The organism is Paenibacillus sp. S150 (assembly GCF_019352175.1).
Classification (GTDB): domain Bacteria; phylum Bacillota; class Bacilli; order Paenibacillales; family Paenibacillaceae; genus Paenibacillus_AQ.
Map to the genome: position 1 here is coordinate 41,263 of NZ_JACBYI010000027.1, position 18,246 is coordinate 59,508.

The following is an 18,246-nucleotide window of genomic DNA, read 5'->3' on the forward strand; positions in this document are numbered from 1 at the left end:
AAGATCAAGTCAATCTCAACTGGCAGTTTAGGTTTAGTTTATATTGGGCGGATATACTGGGGACAGCAAGGAGAGAACAGAGATACATGATTACAGGATGGAAAGGGAGCTGTACAAGATGCTGCAATTAAAAAACATCACCAAGAGCTACAAGACCGGGGAGTTCACACAGGTTGCACTGGATAAGGTTAATCTGAATTTCAGGGAAAGTGAATTCGTCGCAATCCTGGGCCAGAGCGGTTCGGGCAAAACGACACTGCTGAATATCATCGGCGGACTTGATCAGTATGACAGCGGCGAGCTGATTATCAACGGCCAATCGACGGAGCACTTCAAGGACGGGGATTGGGATGCTTACCGCAATAATAGTGTGGGCTTTATCTTTCAAAGCTATAATCTGATTCCGCATCTGAGCATCTCGGATAATGTGGAGATGGGGATGACGCTCAGCGGAGTGCCCTCGGCCGAGAAGCACCGCAAGGCGCTTGAAGTCCTGGAGAAGGTCGGGTTAAAGGAGCATGTGCACAAGAAGCCGAACCAGCTCTCCGGAGGACAGATGCAGCGGGTAGCGATCGCCCGGGCCTTGGCCAATAACCCGGACATCATCCTCGCGGATGAGCCGACAGGGGCGCTGGATTCGGAAACCAGTGAACAGATCATGGATCTGATTAAAACCATTGCGGAAGACAAGCTGGTGATCATGGTCACCCACAATCCGGAATTGGCCGAGAGCTATGCGGACCGTGTGATCCGGTTCTCGGATGGACATGCCATATCGGACACCAACCCGCTGGCGAATCAAAAGACCTCAAGCAGCTATAAGCTGAAAGAAACCAGCATGAGCTTTTTCACGGCCCTGAAATTATCCGGCAAAAATATCGCGACCAAGAAATGGAGAACGGGACTGACCGCGTTTGCCTCAAGTATCGGGATTATCGGCATTGCCTTGATTCTGTCCTTGTCCAACGGGTTCGACAAGCAGATCAGCTCGTATGAAGCCGGTGCCCTCTCCAACTTCCCGATTTCGATCAATCAGACCGCCATGAACGTGGAATTAGCAGGCCCTCCCGGGGATGAAGCAACGGAGCTTCCTTCTTATCCGGCAGAGAAGAAGCTGTATCCCTATGATCCCAGTGAAAATTCCATCATGCACATCAATGTGCTGACCCAGGACTATATTGATTATTTAAATAAAATTGATCCTGAACTCATTGACGGCATTTCCTATACGCGTGCTGTGAATATGAATATGCTGGTTTCGGACGGGGAAAAGGCCACTACGCTGGATAAAAGCCAGCTCAGTGTAACTCCATATCCCAGCAAGCAGGGCAGCGCCTCCGGAAGCTACCTGGAGCAATATTACGATTTGCTTGAGGGCAGCTTTCCTGCGCAAAAGACGGATATCGTGCTTATCGTGGACGAATATAACCGCCTGACCAATGCTGCGGTGGATGCTTTGGGCCTGAATTATGATGTGGGCAGTATTGATCTGGCGGATATCGCAGGGACTGAGCTGAAGCTCGTGATGAACGATGACTATTACCGTAAAAATGGCGAGCAGTTTGTTGTCAACGGAACAGCCTCGAATTTAATGGAGCTGTATGACAGCAGTGATGCCGTAACCTTGACCATCACAGGAGTGCTGCGCAGCCAGGAAGGATCTACGATGTCTACGCTCTCTCCGGGAATTGTCTATTCGGATGAGCTAGCTGCTGATTTTATTGCAGATGCGCAGAAATCAGAGATTGTCCTGGCGCAGCAGCAGGCAGACTTCAACGTGTTGACCGGCCAGGTATTATCAGATGATGTGGCTGGCAGTGGCGCAGGCACTAGTGCAGGCGGAGCAGGCGCAAGCCCGCTGATGATGATGGGTTCCAGCGCAGCGGGCGGCGCTTCCTTAACCAAAGAGAATGCCCTTGCGTCCTTGGGGGCAACGGGTATTCCCAGCTCTGTCTCGCTGTATCCGATTGATTTCAGCGCCAAGGAATCGATTACTGATTATTTGGATAAGTGGAATGAAGGCCTTGACCCCGCAGACCAGGTAATGTATACGGATTTGGCGGCTATTGTAACCAATATTTCCGGCAGCATTATGGATGGAATTACGATGGTGCTGATTGCTTTTGCCGCGATCTCGCTTGTGGTCTCCCTGATTATGATCGCAATCATCACCTATATTTCCGTTATGGAACGGACGAAGGAGATTGGAGTATTGCGTGCCTTGGGAGCGAGAAGGAAGGACATTACGCGGGTATTCAACGCAGAGACCTTCATTATCGGGGCCTGCTCAGGTATTCTGGGTATCGGCATTACGTATCTGCTTACCATTCCGGTCAATGCAATTCTCTACAATCTGACCGATTTGTCCAATGTGGCGCAGCTGAATCCGCTGCATGCATTAAGCCTGGGCATTATCAGCGTAGTGCTCACAATGCTCGGCGGCTTCATCCCGGCCAAGATGGCGGCGAAAAAAGACCCGGTTACAGCACTCCGCAGCGAGTAAACCGAGGGCAAATCAGTTCCCGTATAAGGGGGAGCAGCAATAGTCTGAAGCTGTGAAGCCAGCCCCGTTGATGTGATCAACGGGGCTTTTCCGCAGGTTTACAAAAGCGGGCATATCAACGTGGTTATTCGTTCACACCGTGCCCTTCGCAAGCTCATTGTGCACAATGGGCGCAACCTTGGTGCCGAGCAGCTCGATGGCGCGCAGGACCTCGCGGTGCGGCATAGTGCCGACATTTACGTGCAGGAAAAAGCGGGTAACGCCAAGATTCCTGCGCAGCAGCAGAAGCTTCTCGGCGACATATTCGGCATCGCCAACATAGAGGGCGCCGCGGAGACTGCGCGCATCGTCATAGGTTGCGCGGTTGTAGGCTTGCCCCCAGCCCCGCTCACGCCCGATGACGTTCATCTGGGCCATCGTGGAGGGGTAGAACAGGGCAGCCGCCTGTTCGGTGGTTTCGCCGACGAAGCCATGCGAATGTGTAGCGATCTGCAGCTTGTCAGGGTTGTGTCCGGCCTTGGAGGCAGCGTCCTTATACAGCTTGACCAGCGGTGCGAAGCGCTCCGGCATGCCGCCGATAATCGCGAAGGCGATAGGGAGTCCGAGCGTACCGGCCCGAATTGCGGATTCGGGATTGCCGCCGCTGGCAATCCACACCGGAAGCGGGTCCTGGACGGCGCGCGGATAGACCGGAAGGTTATTGATGGCCGGACGATGGCCGCCGCGCCAGGTTACCTTTTCCGACGCTCTGACCGCAAGCAGAAGCTCCAGCTTCTCTTCGAACAATTCGTCGTAATCATCCAGGCTGTAGCCGAAGAGGGGGAAGGATTCGATGAAGGAGCCCCGGCCTGCCATAATTTCCGCCCGGCCGTTAGAGAGGCCATCCAGGGTAGAGAAGGCTTGGTAGACGCGCACCGGATCATCCGAGGACAATACAGTAACGGCACTCGTTAGCCGGATGTTCTTGGTCATAGCCGCTGCAGCGGCGAGTACTACAGCCGGTGCGCTGCCCGCATAATCGGCACGGTGGTGCTCCCCGATTCCATATACATCCAGGCCGACCTGATCGGCGAGTACAATCTCTTCCACCGCTTCACGCAATCGTTCGGCGTGGCTGATGACTTCACCGGTTACCGGGTCCGGCGTAGTTTCCAAAAACGTGCTGATGCCTATTTCCATGCGGTTTGCCATTTCGGACATTGTTCATCCGCCTCCTTTTTTCGTATCCTCATATTACTGTATTTTTTAATGTTTCTCAACTTTAGTAAGTGATGAAAACGAAAAATGCCCGCCTCCCCGGGTAAGCGTGGGCGGCAGGCGCATGCAGTAGTGCAGGGTTTAGGAATTCTTTTTGCCAACAGCGAGCTGTACGATCATGATGACAAGAACAAGCAGGGCAATGAGCTGGTCTGTACTCATAGGGGTCCGGCCTCCAATCCTCGGTTAGGATGGCTCTTCGGACCGCGTCTCCTCTCCCAAGGAGCTGCTTCGTTCCCCTTCTACAGACTATGTAGGGATATGCGGAGTTATTACTATGGCTGTTCCCTTTAATGAAATCCGCCTTGCCTGGAGCATCGCAGACTATGGCTGCCCGTGTAAGTTACTTTCTAGTCCCCGCGCTCGGGTCCGCCATACCCGGGATAAGTGACCACCGGCCATTTCACCTTGCGCAGCGCATTCAGCAGCTCAGGCCCTGCATTCAGATTGCTGCCGACAAGCTCCTGCGGGGTGAGCGCCATCCATTGATTCAGCGAGACATCGGCGAAGCGGTCGCTCTTGAACATTTCGAGGAACCACAGGGTGTCTGTTCCGGTATTTTGGATATAATGTCCGAAGGCAAAGGGTACATAGCCGACATCACCGGCTCTGTAGTTGAACGTGCGGGCGGCCCCGCTGCCGCCAAAGACGGTCATGCGTCCTTCACCGGTCAAATAGTACTGCCATTCATCATTGTTCGGATGCCAGTGCAGTTCACGCATGGCACCGGGCTCAATCTCGACCAAAGCTGCGGCAATCGTTCTGGAGACCGGGAAGCTCAAGCTGTCAACGATTCGTACACTTCCGCCCGGAGTTTTCAGCGGAGGCTGGGCCAGCAGGCGATGCTTGAAGCTCAGCGGAATTTCTCCGTAGGGAGACTGTACCTTCTGACTCTGCAGGGAGCCTGGGACCTGGTCCTGGTAGATGTAGACCTGATCCTTGGGGAGGTGTTCGAAGGCGGAAGGCGGCACCCCGAAATTGGCCGACAGCACCTCCTTCGGGGTGTGGGCGAACCAGTCGGAGATGGACAGTGTATTGAGATCGGAGAAGCTGCCGTCATCAAAAACTAGCAGGAATTCGCAGCCCTCTGCCAGCCCTTGAATGGAATGGGGAATTCCCGGAGGAAAGTACCACAGATCACCCGGGCCGACATCGGCAATGAAATTCCGCCCGTTCTGGTCCACGGCTGTAATCCGTGCGCTTCCAAGCAGCATATAGGACCATTCGGCCTGCTGATGCCAGTGCAGCTCGCGCACGCCGCCGGGAGTCAGGCTCATGTTGACTGCGGCGAGCGTAGTGGCAACAGGCAGCTCTCTGACCGTAACCTCTCTGGACCAGCCGCCGTGATTAAGCTGCATATGGGCGTCGGAGAAGGAGAATTTCAGATTGGGAATCAGTCCGTTATCCGTAACGGGAGGAACGAACATATCCGGGTTCTCCCGGTCGCGCAGCACATCACGGGGGCCAAGGTCTACATTGCCAGCCCCGTCGCTGCGTATCGGCTGGGGAACCGGGTTGTATGCGGAGGCATCAGACTTGCTGGAAGTCATGGCATAGGCTCCTTTCTGAACAATACTCCATGCAAATATATGCGGAATACGGCCGCATATGATTTGCAAATGGCATGAAGTGGTGTTGATGGTTGACAAATACGGGCAAAAGGCCAGAATAGAAGTTGGCAGTTTGCCGCAAAATGAAAGGCCGGACAAGTTTTTTAACGATAATCAGAGAGCAGGGTATACGGATATGACAGACGGGGGACAAGAACGCTACCGCTTCAGCGAAGCGCCAATTTGGGAGCTGCAGCGCAAATATTATGAAGAGCTTGGCATGCAGGCCTGGAAGAACGATCAGGTTCCGCAGTATATTACGAGCAATCCGATGATCGGAACCGGCTATGCGGAGGTGATCTTCGGCTTTTTGCAGGACCGGGCAGGTATGGGGCAGAGCGCGGAGCCGGTCTATATTCTGGAGCTGGGGGCGGGGGCAGGTCGGCTCGCGTTTCATGTGCTGCAGAAGCTGACTGAACTGATCGGGTATGCGGGGCTGGAATTGCCCCCCTTCATCTATGTAATGAGCGATCTGCCCTGGAAAAACATCACCGGCTGGCAGGGGCATCCCGGTCTGATTCCATTTGCAGAGCAGGGCATCCTTGATTTCGCACGCTTTGATGCCGTGGGTGATACCGAGCTGCATCTGACGCAGAGCGGTGCCGTAATTAAGCCGGGCACACTCGCGCAGCCGCTGATGGTGATCGCCAACTACTTTTTTGACAGTATTCCGCAGGAGCTGCTCTACGTGGATGAAGGCAAAATTTATGAATGCGAGGTATCGCTGGGGTATCCGGAGCAAGCGGCAGAAATGGGCCCTTCCGAGGTGCTCAGGGAGCTGATTCCTGAGTATCACTACCGCCGGGCAGAAGGCTATGAAGAGGCTGCGTACCCTTACCGCAAGGTCACCGCCTTCTATCAGGAGAAGCTGGAGGATTCGCATGTGCTCTTCCCGGCTGCTGCACTGGGCTGCCTGGAGCGGCTGCGTGCATTGTCCGGCGCGGGCTTTCTGCTGCTGACCGCCGACAAGGGCGACCACCGGCTGGAGAACTGGGAATTCGCCGAGCCGCCCAAGCTGATTCATCACGGCAGCATTTCACTTACAGCCAACTATCATGCGCTGGTGTGTTATTTTGAGCAGCAAGGCGCATTATCTTCATTTACCGAGCATCATTACAAGAACCTGAATGTGGGATGCATTTTTATGCTGGAAACGCCTATGCGCCATGCCCAGACCCGGTTGGCCTACCGCAGGTTTATCGAGCGTTTTGGTCCGGATGATTTCTTCAGCCTGAAGCAGTGGATTGACCAGAACTATGACACTATCGGACTGCAGCAGATTCTGGCCTTTTGGCGGCTGGGCGGCTATGATGCGGAGCTGTTTATCCAGAGTGCGGAGCGGATCTCCAGCCTGCTGGAGAATGCCGGTGACGAGGAAATTCTGGATCTGAAGCTTGGGATACAGCGAATGTGGACAGGCTTTTATCCCATGCCGCAGAAATATGATCTGGCTCTGGACAGCGGTCTGCTGCTGTTCGAGATGGGACTGTACGAGGATTCGCGGTACTTTCTGACGCACTCGCTGAAGGAGTCCGAGGACGAGCCGGTCATCACGGTGCTCTATTGCCTGGCGATTTGCAGCTATGAGCTGGAGGACCTGGAGGCGGCGCTGGAATATACCAGGGAGGCGCTGGTTCTGGAGCCTGACCACAGGGAGGCGCTTGATTTGCTGGCGGCGCTTGGCGGGGAGCAGCGGGAGTAGGGATACTTTACAATCCCTCTGTAATTTTGTAAAATTGCAATAAATTATATGCTGTGCAAACGCGATGACGGGAAGAGTAGATGCATCATTCTTTCACAGAGAGCTCCGGACGCTGAAAAGGGGCAAAGAAGGGCGCATCGAACCAAGTCTCCGAGCGGCGCATTGGAACCGGCTGATGAAGCCGGGGATGGTGCGACAGGAGCTCCTGTTACAGAGCTAGGGTATAAGCCTTGCCTGACCGGCAATGCCGTACTTGATGAGGTTAATATGGCGACATATTAATGAACCTGGGGTGGTACCGCGAGAATCTCGTCCCCAAGACCATACGTCTTGGAGGTGGGGTTCTTTTTTTTGCATGGAGCAAAGGTTCTTGGGGAGCGGTAATCACATATACACAGGAGGTTCTGAAGCATGAGTAACGACTGGGAAGCCGCAGCGGCGGAGAATTATATGGATAAGCTGATCAGAGAAGATATAGAGGCGGGCATCTACAGCAGGGAAATCTGCACAAGGTTTCCGCCGGAACCGAACGGGTATCTGCATATTGGCAGTGCATTTCGCCATCCACATCAACTACGGAATTGCACAAAAATACGGCGGCACCTTCCATCTGCGCTTTGACGACACGAATCCTTTGAAGGAAGACATGGAATATGTAAAAGCAATCCGGGAAGATATCGAATGGCTGGGCTGCAGCCCGGGAGAGCATGTATATTACGGCTCTGACTACTCGGAGGAAATCTGCAACAGCGCTGTGCGGTTAATCCGCAAAGGCAAAGCCTACGTCTGTGATTTATCGCCGGAGGAGGTTGCCGTCTATAGAGGCACGCTGACGGAACCGGGGAAGGACAGCCCTTACCGGGAACGGTCCGTGGCGGAGAACCTTCTCCTGTTCACGGAGATGCGAAAAGGGGCTTACCCCACCGGTTCCAAGGTGCTGCGTGCCAAGATCAATATGGCTTCGCCGAACATCAATCTGCGTGATCCGGTGCTGTACAGGATCATTCATGCGGAGCATTACCGCACAGGGGATGCGTGGTGCATTTACCCGATGTATGATTTTGCCCATCCGATCCAGGATGCGATTGAAGGCATTACCCATTCCCTGTGCTCGCTGGAGTTCAAGGACCACAGGCCGCTGTACGAGTGGGTGCTGGAGGAGCTGGAAATCGAAGAAGCGCCCAGACAAAGGGAATTCGGCAGGGTTAATCTGACGGGAACGGTGACCAGCAAGCGGTATCTCCGGGCGCTGGTGGCGGGGAACGATGTGGACGGCTGGGATGATCCGCGGCTGCCCACACTGCGCGGTCTGCGGAGACGGGGCTTCACCCCGGAGAGCATCCGCAGCTTTGTCCGCGAGATCGGCATGGTTCGAAACCGGACGATGGTAGATTTCTCCATGCTGGAGCACAGCCTGAGGCAGGATCTGAAAGCCAGTGTGCCCAGTATAATGGCGGTGCTTGATCCGCTGAAGGTTGTCATCACCAATTATGACCCGCAAGAGACGGAAGGGCTGACGCTGGGCAACAACAGCGAAAATGCGGACTTGGGTACAAGAGAGGTACCCTTCTCCAGTGTTGTCTACATTGAGCGCGAGGATTTCCGGGAGGTACTTTCACCGGGCTTCCGCAGGCTGATCCCGGGCGGCGAAGTCCGGCTGAAGGGGGTTTATATCATCAAGTGCCACGAGGCGGTTAAGGATGCGGCGACTGGAGAGGTCAGCGAGCTCCGCTGCACCTATGATCCACTTACCAAAAGCGGCAGCGCCCATAGCGGGCGCAAAGTCAAAGGCACTATCCATTGGGTATCCGCCAGCCATGGCATCCCGGCGGAGGTGTATCTGTATGAGAAGCTGCTGGGGGACAGCGACGGTCCCAAGACAGAAGGCGAAGCCTGGGAGGCGTACATTAATCCGGATTCCGTGAAGCTGATGAAGCATTGTCTGCTGGAGCCGTATGCGGCGGACGCCAAGCCCGAGGATAAATTCCAGTTCATGCGCCAAGGCTATTTCTGCGTGGACAACAAGCTGAGCCATGGGGACCATCTGGTATTCAACCGGATTGTTCCGCTGAAGGATACCTGGAAGGGCGGGAACTAAGGCAGCAACAAACTTTCTTCACAAACTCTCTTTATAATAAAGCTCGGCACCCTGAATTCTGAAGGAGGTGGAGCGATGAACTGGTCCTGGTTAATTACGCTGGTCTGTCCGCTGATGATGATCATCATGATGTTCGGCATGCGCGGAGGACATGGGCACGGAATGCATTCACGGCGGCAGCCGAAGGTGGAAGAGCTGCAGCAAGAGCTGAACGAGCTGAAGGAGCAAAATGAAAAAATGCGGGCGGACATTAACAGCATTACTTCTTAACGGCATGAAGAAACAGCGGGAATCAGCAGCGGGCGGGAGTCAGGGAATGAACCTTGACTCCCGCCCGTTTTTTTGAAAGAGAATTTATCCTGAATTTCGAAAGTAAGTATCCACAAATCATCTAAAAAGCTCTACACGAAGGGATGTCTTTGCTAAAAACAGCTTGCACCCAATGGGTGAAGAAAAAAGAGTGTTTATCCCTTGTCCGATCTGGATTTGTTCAATTCTCTTTCGAAATTCAGGTTTATATGTTTTTTTGGAGTCCCCGCAAAGTACCTGAGTCATCATCGAAGCTAAGGCCCCACTACCCTGGAAATAACTTTACGGATGAGGATAATTGCTTAAAGGCCGCAAGAAATTAAACGCAACAAAATCTACCCCCCATTTCCATCCTCTGTGGTGCCGCGGCAGCGGCAACGATGGCTTTGTGGGGTTATTTTGAAAGAGAATTTATAGGTTTCAGGCTATAAATTAGCCTTATCTTTCCCGCTGAAACGGATACCGTCCTTATAAGGACGGCGAAGCCGTTTCCACTTGCGCAGGATATACGCAGGCTTTTGGAGTGGACGGCTCCGCGAACGGAGCATTGTCCGGGTCGCTGTGCTCTCCAGATTTTTTTTCATTCCCTTAGGAGCAGCGAGGAAATTGGTATCCGCTTTTGTTGACAAAATCTCCACGGTTTTGGGAGTTTGTCAACAATGTAGCGGTACTTTATTTTGTCGCAGTCTCTTAGCGGTGAAAATCCGGAGACCCAGGCTGCCGCTGCCGCTGTTCCGCGGGTCTGTCCGTCCGCTCCGCTGTTTAAGCGGGAGGCGGTTCTGTAATCTTTAAAAAACACAATAAAGAAACTTAATGTATAGGAATGGAACCGGCTTATATGAAATGAACCGGAGAACCTGAAAACGCTGATGGAACGCAAGGAGATTCATAGGAACGGAAGCGAAGTGGAAAAAGTAACACTAATGGGCTGGAATTCTGGCTTGAACGGGATTTAGTGGGATTTTGTACACTTCATGGAGGCTTGCTCACCCCATATGGATGATTTTAGCCGAATTAGTTGTACTTTTTCCCACTAAGGATGATCCAGGATCCGAATGCGGTGGATTAGTTATCCTTTTTCCCACTAAACGACTACCGGCTAAAGCCGGTAGGTTCCATCATCGACTGAAAGTCGCCGTTAGGCTAAAGCCTGCTGAAAAGCAACCCGTGGCTGAACCTACCTGAAGCTTTCGACTGAAACTCGAGTACGTGGGCTCCACGTTCACTCCTCGATTTCAAACACGTCGTCACCTTCGACTTGTTGACCTTCGATATATCGACGGATCGTTTCTTCGTTCACCGATCCCACGGTTGCACAGAAATAGCCTCTTGCCCACAGATGTTGACCCCAGTATTTCTTTTTCAGTTGCGGAAATTCCTCATGAATCAGTCTGGAGGAGCGACCTTTGATGTATTGATTGACTTTTGCAGGTGCCATCGTCGGGGACAACTCACCAATAAATGAATGTGATCTTTTCCCACACTCCCTTTGACGATGGTGATTCCTCTGCTGAAGCAGCATTGGCGAGTGATTTCTCGCATTCTCCCCGCTACGTCTCCTACGAGCACGTGGTATCGATATTTCGTTACCCATACATAGTGATATTTCAAGTCGTACACGGAATGTCCGCCTGTTTGATAATCTACCATTTGGCTTCTCACCTCTTGCTTCATCGTTGCGCAATTCTGCTACGTGATCAACGTACTGGAAGCTGACCGACTAAAGTCGGTGGGTTTAGACCTGGCACATGGAAACTAAAATGGCTGCCCTTTGGATGAATGGTTCAAGTTCATCTTATGTAGGCGTATTCCTCTGTAAGGGGGCGAACCGGCTGGATTAGGTATCCTATTTCCCGCTACACTTGCGAAAAAGCGGCTGGGGGAAAATGAAGTGACCTTTTCCACTTGTCTTCCCGCCTGGCTTCAGCAGCCAGCCTTACACCTGAAATGCAAACAGCTGCGCTGCCCGGTTAAGGACGGCGAAGCCGTTTCCACTTGAAAGATAAGAATGTATAGGTTTTGGGGGAAGCGAAGCTTATCCGTTATTTCACAGCTGCGCTGTATATGGCCAAGCAAACTGCGCTATTGCGCGTTGGCCGCAGCGGGCAGGCAGAGGGAATCAGAGGCAGAAATACCTTTGAATTCGCCCGAAGCCGGCTGGACGGTGGAATCAGCGCGAAATGATTCTTCTCCTCCCCACTGAAATGGCAGCATTCTTATATAGGACGCCGATAGGCGTCTTTCTTAAAATATAAGACACCCATACTGCTGTGCGGCATCACTGAGGAATGAAATATCGCTGCGGCCGCGTGATTAGAGGGCAGAATTTATATGTTTCACACTATCAATTATCCTTCTATTTTTGGAGAAACGGGTGCCACCTCTTTCAGAGGACGGAGCAGCCGTTTCTTCTTAAAAAAATAAGAATGTATATGTTTCACGCTATAAATTAGCCTTATCTTTCTCGCTGAAACGGATACCGTCCTTAATAAGGACGGAGCAGCCGTTTCCACTTGATGAATCAAATCTGAGCCAAAGCTTCACTTTGTGGGGCTTTTTTTCATATGAATAAGAAGGCCTATATGAACTTTTTGTTTGGGCATGAACGGCAGGCAGACTGGGGCAATAACCGGTAATGCCAACAACGCGCAGCCCGGGTTCGTGAAAAGCCATTTACATTTTTCATTGTGCAGATTATAATAAAACTAAATTAAAGTTGCATCAGGGAAACTTTCGTGTGTGTAGACAACTTTTTCCGGGCAAGAGGAGGGATTGAAAATGATGGAGCAAAGTGTAGCAGAAACACCTCCAATGATTCATAATCATAAAAATAAGCTCTCCGCACAAGCTGTACTGAACGGGGATGTCAAAGGCCTGAAGAGGCTGCTTCCTTTCCTGGGACCGGCTTTTATCGCTTCCGTAGCGTATCTGGACCCCGGAAATTTCGCCACTAATATCACAGCAGGCTCCAAATATGGTTATCTGCTGCTGTGGGTGATATTTGCGTCAAATCTGATGGCTGTTCTTATCCAGTCGTTATCTGCCAAGCTGGGGATTGCCACCGGCAAAAATCTGCCCGAGGTGGCGCGGGAGCGGTTCCCGAAGGGCGTATCGATTTTCCTGTGGATTCAAAGTGAACTGGTCATTATCGCTACCGATCTGGCAGAATTTATTGGGGCAGCACTTGGACTTTATCTATTGTTTGGCATTCCGATGCTGCCTGCCGCGCTGATTACCGCTGTCGGTTCCTTCGCCATTCTTGAACTGCAGCGTCGCGGCTACCGTACGCTTGAGGCTGGAATTGCCGGCATGGTCATGATTGTCGTTCTGGCCTTTGCGTTCCAGGTGGTGATGGCGAAGCCGGATGCCGGGGCAGTTGCTGCCGGAATATTCACTCCGCAGTTTCAAGGTGTAGACAGTGTGCTGCTGGCAGCGGGAATACTCGGCGCAACGGTAATGCCGCATGCGATTTATCTGCATTCCTCGCTGACCCAGAGCCGTGTGGTCGGAATCGATGACAGGGAGAAAAAACAGATTTTCAAGCTGGAGTTCATCGATATTCTGATTGCAATGCTGATTGCCGGTGCGGTCAACATGGCGATGGTGGTTGTGGCCGCTGCGCTATTTTTCAAAAATGGCCTTGTGGTCGAGGATTTGGATATTGCCTTTGAGCAGTTCCGCCATTTGGCAGGACCGGTCACAGCCGTTTCCTTCGGCTTGGGCTTGCTGATTGCGGGACTGTCAAGCTCATCGGTGGGGACGATGGCGGGCGATGTGGTCATGCAGGGCTTCATCAAGAAAAGAATCAATCTCTACCTCCGGCGGGCGATTACGATTATTCCTCCGCTGACGATTATCGCCTTTGGCATTAACGCTACAAGCGCTTTGGTCATGAGCCAGGTGGTGCTGTCGTTCGGGATTGCTTTTGCCTTGATTCCGCTGGTGATCTTCACCAGTGACCGCAAAATCATGAACGGGCTGGTCAACCGCCGGATCACCACGGTGCTGGGCTGGATTATCTCGGCGCTGGTTGTATCGCTGAACTTGTTTCTTGTGGTTGAGCTGTTCGTGTAAGGTTAATCAATATAAACCTGAATTTCGAAAGCAATCATTCCTAAAAAAATAAAAAAGGCTCCAATCTTCGGCAGCATGATGTTTGTCCGTGAACAACATCACCCAAAGAGAGGAGTCCTTTTTAAGTGAAGATAAAATCAGGACCTGATTTTCCCCTGGTTCAGCCAACAAACGTCGGAGGAAAGCATCGATCTAAGTGTAACCCGTTTCATAAAAAACGATCTTCTGGTATTATGAAAGATAATTACAGAACAAGGAAGGTTACAAATGAAGCAAACCATTACAATATACGACATAGCAAAGGAAGCCAATGTTTCCGTTGCCACTGTTTCCCGAGTACTCAACGATACCGCTCCCGTAAAAAGAAGCACCCGGGAAATCATTATGGCTGTTATTGAAAAGCATCAGTTCCAGCCCAATGCTCTGGCAAGGAGTCTTCTGAAAAAAGAGACCGGCACAATTGCCATGATTTTACCTGATATTACGAACCCTTTTTTTCCGGAGGTATTCTGGGGAGCGGAGAATGTAGCCCGGGAAAAAGGATACACCTTCTTTCTGTGCAACACGGCAGGGCAATACAAACGTGAGTCCGAGTATCTGGGCATCCTCCGGGAGAAGAGAGTGGACGGGATTATTTTTCTGGGCGGAAGAATTAATCTGACTCAGTGCCCTCCAGAGCTGTCTCAGGAGGTTATTGAGCTGTCAAGGCATGTCCCGATTGTGCTTGTCAACGGCAATTTGCCGAAAAGCGGCCTGCACCGCATATATACGGATGAAGCCGAAGGTGCGGCGCTGGCCACCCAGCATTTGCTTGATCTGGGGCATACGGATATTGGTTTCATTGGGGGAATGGAGGATACGTCAACAACGCAGGTCAAGATTAAAGCCGTGCGCGGCAAGCTAAAGGAGTATGGACTCAAGCTCCGTAATGAGTGGCTTAAGCCTGGCGAATTCTCCGTACAGGGCGGCAGAGAGCTGATGAATAGACTTCTGGAAGAGGAGCATCGGCCAACAGCTGTACTATGCGTGAATGACTTCACAGCAATCGGAGCGGTTAAGGCGACAATTGAACACGGATTGCGTATTCCCGAAGATATTTCCATCGTTGGATTCGATGATTCACCGCTCTCGACGGCGGTTATTCCGGAGCTGACAACGGTTTCACAGAACACAAATGAGCTTGGCGAACTGGCAGTAGATACATTGCACAGGATCATTAACGGCAAGACGCCCAGGAAGCAAATCGTCCTGAAACCACAGCTGATTGTCCGGAAAAGCACGGGCCAAACTCCAATAAGTCCTTTGCAAATCAGTGTTGACAGTTAAAGTAGAGGGATTTATAATAAATTTGCAGTCAATGAAACCCCTTTCATAAAACGCATGACTGAGCTAAAAACACCCGTTTCCACTGCGGGTATTCTTTTTTAGCATTAATGAAACCCGTTACATGAAATGCGTTTCATAATTAGGCTGCAAGCAAAACATCTTCTAAATTAAAAGGGAGGTTGAAGACAATTAGAAACAGACTGGGCATGTTCATGGCGGTCTTGCTGCTGCTGGCAGGTGTTCTATCCGGATGCGGCGGAGGAACTAACGCTGAAGCCGGAAGCGGAACTGCAGTTTCCGACAAAAAAGTGGATCTGACATTAACCATGTGGGGCTCCGAGGATGACAAGAAAGTCATGCAGCAACGGCTGGAAATTGTGAATAAGACGTATCCGAATATACATGTCAACTTGCTGCTGGTTGCCGGTGACTATGATCAGAAAGTGCAGACAATGATCGCCGGGGGCACTCCGCCGGATATCATGATGATTGCCGAGAACTATCAGGTGTACGCCAGCAAGAACCAGATTATTCCCTTGGACGATCTGATTGCGGCAAACAATGTAGATATGAATGAAAGATACAGCGAAGACATTGGCAATATCATGAAATACGGCGGCAAGTATTACGGCATGCTGGATCGCGCAGGTGCAATGGTCTTGTTCTATAACAAAGATATGTTCGACAAAGCCGGAGTTGCCTATCCGGCCAAGGACTGGACGCAGAAGGAGCTTCTTGATGCCGCTCAGAAGCTGACGGTAAAAGAAGACGGCAAAACCGTGCAGTGGGGCTACTATCCGGGTTCCTGGTGGCCTCAGTGGATGCAACTGGTGTATCAGAACGGCGGATCGCTGTTTGATGCCAATAACAGCCCTACCTTTGATACGCCCGAGGTTAGGAATGCTCTTCAGCTGCTTAACGATATGAGCTTTAAGTACGGCACTTCTCCGACACCGCCGGAAATTGCAGATTTGGGAAATATCGGCGCAGACCCGCTGTTTGCCCAAGGTAAGATTGCCATGGAGACTACAGGTTTTTGGAATATTGGTTCCTTGTCCAAGGTTGAAGGCATTAACTGGGATATCTCGCCAGTCTGGGGACAAACGAATGCTTTCTTTAACGGACTGACCATTACCAAAAGCTCCAAGCACCAGGAAGAAGCCTTTAAGATCATTGAAGCTTTGACTACTTTGGAAGCGCAAACACCGATTATTGAAAGCGGCCAGGACGCTCCGGCCACCAAAGCTGCACTTTCCAGCGACGCTTTCCTGAATGCGGAGTACGGAGGCAAAAAAATTAACATGAATGCCTTCGCAGATTCCAGGCTGTATGATCAACCGCTCAACCCGAAATGGAACGAGATGATGAAAGTAATTGACGACAAGCTCGGTGTCTACTTCAACAATAAGGCAACGCTTGATGACACAGTGAAGCAAATCCAAGAAGGACTGGATAAACTCTATAAATAGAGAAGCGGCATTCAGTTAATAGTCAGAGGATGCAGGGATTGGCTGATTTGGGCTGGTCCCCGTCCCTTTCATGCATGTTGTTACATACAAGTCATTTGGATGGGAGTAAATGCGGAGGTGATGATTCTGTGAAAAAGAAAGAGGGCATCTGGTTTTATTTTTTTATTTCACCATGGCTGACTGGATTTCTCGGCCTCACAATCGGGCCGATTCTGTTCTCAATCTATATGAGCTTTACAGACTGGGATATGTTCCTGTCTCCACATTTTATCGGGTTCGCAAATTATGCCACACTGCTTACGGATGATCCGGTTTTTTGGAAATCTGTGGGCAACACCTTTTATTATGCACTGATTGCAGTTCCGCTGGGGATGTGCATTTCGCTCTGGATCGCCTACTACCTGAACAAGAAGCTGAAGGGGATAACCTTCTTCCGGGTGCTCTATTATTTGCCTTCCGTTGTTCCGGTGGTTGCCAGTTCCCTGTTGTTCATCCAATTATTTGCACCGACCGAAGGTTTGATCAATCAGGCACTGTCTTTTATCGGTATTCAGGGGCCGCAATGGCTGCTTGATGCCCAATGGGTGAAGCTCTCGCTGGTCATTATGTCTCTATGGGGCGTCGGAGGCGGCGTGGTCTTGTTGCTGGCCGGGATGAAGGGGATTCCGCCGGAACTGTACGAGGCTTCTTCCATTGACGGTGCATCCAGCGGCCAAAGCTTTTTCAACATTACATTTCCCATGCTCACTCCGGTCATTTTCTTCAACCTCGTTACCGGCATCATCGGAGCGCTCCAGACTTTTGCCCAGGTATTTATCGTTACGGCTGGGGGACCGGACAACGCCAGCCAGATGGTCGTGCCTTATCTGTTCCAGAATGCGTTCCAGTTCTACAAGATGGGCTACGCCTCTGCTATCGCATGGATTCTGTTCATTATTATTCTTGCGCTGACACTGATCGTGTTCCGTTCATCGGCCTTATGGGTGCACTACGAGGAGGGAAAAGAAAATGGCTAGAATGTCCTGCCTGGAGAAAAGCGTATCCTATGTCATTTTGTGTGCGGTGGGCATTCTGCTGTTCGCTCCATTTGTCTACATGATTTCTATCGCGCTTGCCAGTGATTCCACTACGGTCAAGGTTGCCTTCACCTTGATCCCGCGGGAATTTGCCATCAGTAACTTTACAAATGTATTTACTGATTATCATTTGGGAACCTATCTCAAAAACAGTATTATTATCACGGTCTGGACTGTGATCGGCTCAGTGGCTTCAGCTTCCTTCGTATCTTACGGGTTCTCCCGGCTCAGAGCCAAGGGCAGCGGCCTTTTGTTTGTTGCACTGCTCAGCACCATGATGCTTCCCGGCGAAGTCACGATGGTGCCCCAGTTTATCATTTACAGGGAGCTCGGCTGGGTGAACACATTCCTGCCGCTGATTGTGCCCAGTTTTTTTGCGGGAGCCTACAACGTCTTTTTGATCCGGCAGTTCATCATGTCAATTCCGAAATCGCTGGATGAAGCAGCGATGATTGACGGAATGGGGCATCTCGGGATTTATTCAAAAATCATTCTGCCCATGACCTATCCCATTCTATCAGCAATCGCAATTTTCTCGTTTTCCTATAACTGGGGTAACTTTATGGGACCGTTAATTTATATCAATGATCCGGAAAAAACGCCTTTGGCGCTTGGCGTACAGCTGATTAGTACGGCTTCGGGAGGACAGATGCCGCCATGGAATATGGTGATGGTCGCCTCGCTGTTTCTGACGATCCCGATGATTCTGGTATATATGCTGGGCCAGAGATTTGTATATGAAGCAAACATTAACGGGGGAAGCAGCGGCATTAAATAAAGGGAACGGGGTTCCCGGTGATGAACGTTGCCTTTGCCGCGAAC

At 51.3% G+C, this 18,246-nt stretch carries 11 protein-coding genes, 2 pseudogenes and 1 other annotated feature; of the genes and pseudogenes, 10 read left to right on the forward strand and 3 right to left on the reverse strand.

Going from position 1 to position 18,246, the window contains the following annotated elements; all coding sequences use genetic code 11:
* Window positions 1-118: 118 nt before the first annotated feature.
* The gene (locus HYD27_RS21425) at window positions 119-2,503 is read left to right on the forward strand and encodes an ABC transporter ATP-binding protein/permease (RefSeq protein WP_219218525.1); all 2,385 of its coding nucleotides are present in this window, start codon (window positions 119-121) and stop codon (window positions 2,501-2,503) included.
* A gap of 132 nt (window positions 2,504-2,635) precedes the next feature.
* Here the strand turns inward: HYD27_RS21425 and HYD27_RS21430 are convergent, their stop codons facing one another.
* Both HYD27_RS21430 and HYD27_RS21435 read right to left on the reverse strand, forming a co-directional pair.
* The gene (locus HYD27_RS21430; protein ID WP_219218526.1) at window positions 2,636-3,703 is read right to left on the reverse strand and encodes an LLM class flavin-dependent oxidoreductase; all 1,068 of its coding nucleotides are present in this window, start codon (window positions 3,701-3,703) and stop codon (window positions 2,636-2,638) included.
* 407 nt (window positions 3,704-4,110) lie between these two features.
* Window positions 4,111-5,310, reverse strand: a complete 1,200-nt coding sequence (locus tag HYD27_RS21435) for an oxalate decarboxylase family bicupin (RefSeq protein WP_219218529.1) — start codon at window positions 5,308-5,310, stop codon at window positions 4,111-4,113.
* A 196-nt stretch (window positions 5,311-5,506) separates the two neighbouring features.
* Here HYD27_RS21435 and HYD27_RS21440 point away from each other — a divergent pair, with 196 nt between their 5' ends.
* From HYD27_RS21440 to HYD27_RS21450, 3 genes and pseudogenes are all read left to right on the forward strand, one after another.
* The gene (locus tag HYD27_RS21440; protein ID WP_219218530.1) at window positions 5,507-7,072 is read left to right on the forward strand and encodes a tetratricopeptide repeat protein; all 1,566 of its coding nucleotides are present in this window, start codon (window positions 5,507-5,509) and stop codon (window positions 7,070-7,072) included.
* Between the two features lie 55 nt (window positions 7,073-7,127).
* Window positions 7,128-7,392: a binding site (T-box leader), on the forward strand.
* Between the two features lie 91 nt (window positions 7,393-7,483).
* Window positions 7,484-9,170 (forward strand): annotated as a pseudogene (locus HYD27_RS21445) (glutamine--tRNA ligase/YqeY domain fusion protein).
* Window positions 9,171-9,245: 75 nt separating this feature from the next.
* Entirely contained in the window at window positions 9,246-9,440 is a 195-nt protein-coding gene (locus HYD27_RS21450; protein WP_219218531.1) for a DUF2933 domain-containing protein, read from the forward strand.
* A gap of 1,261 nt (window positions 9,441-10,701) precedes the next feature.
* On the opposite strand, the pseudogene tnpA reads toward HYD27_RS21450, so the two are convergent.
* Window positions 10,702-11,153 (reverse strand): annotated as a pseudogene (tnpA, locus tag HYD27_RS21455) (IS200/IS605 family transposase).
* A 345-nt stretch (window positions 11,154-11,498) separates the two neighbouring features.
* Here tnpA and HYD27_RS21460 point away from each other — a divergent pair.
* The 6 genes from HYD27_RS21460 to HYD27_RS21485 all read left to right on the forward strand — a co-directional run bounded on the left by HYD27_RS21460 (window position 11,499) and on the right by HYD27_RS21485 (window position 18,202).
* Window positions 11,499-11,663 carry a hypothetical protein gene (locus HYD27_RS21460; protein WP_219218533.1) on the forward strand — a complete coding sequence of 55 codons (165 nt, stop codon included), beginning with the start codon at window positions 11,499-11,501 and terminating at the stop codon, window positions 11,661-11,663.
* A gap of 597 nt (window positions 11,664-12,260) precedes the next feature.
* Complete coding sequence (locus HYD27_RS21465) at window positions 12,261-13,553, forward strand: Nramp family divalent metal transporter (RefSeq protein WP_375373937.1); 1,293 nt, start codon at window positions 12,261-12,263, stop codon at window positions 13,551-13,553.
* Between the two features lie 267 nt (window positions 13,554-13,820).
* Window positions 13,821-14,879, forward strand: coding sequence for a LacI family DNA-binding transcriptional regulator (locus tag HYD27_RS21470; protein WP_219218537.1), 1,059 nt, complete (start codon window positions 13,821-13,823; stop codon window positions 14,877-14,879).
* A gap of 179 nt (window positions 14,880-15,058) precedes the next feature.
* Window positions 15,059-16,348: an ABC transporter substrate-binding protein gene (locus tag HYD27_RS21475; RefSeq protein ID WP_228745244.1), complete on the forward strand. Its 1,290-nt coding sequence runs from the start codon at window positions 15,059-15,061 to the stop codon at window positions 16,346-16,348.
* A 128-nt stretch (window positions 16,349-16,476) separates the two neighbouring features.
* On the forward strand, window positions 16,477-17,364 hold the full coding sequence (locus HYD27_RS21480) for a carbohydrate ABC transporter permease (protein ID WP_219218539.1): 888 nt from the start codon (window positions 16,477-16,479) through the stop codon (window positions 17,362-17,364).
* Entirely contained in the window at window positions 17,357-18,202 is an 846-nt protein-coding gene (locus HYD27_RS21485) for a carbohydrate ABC transporter permease (protein WP_219218540.1), read from the forward strand. Before HYD27_RS21480 ends, HYD27_RS21485 begins: the two co-directional genes overlap by 8 nt.
* The last annotated feature ends 44 nt before the right edge of the window (window positions 18,203-18,246 follow it).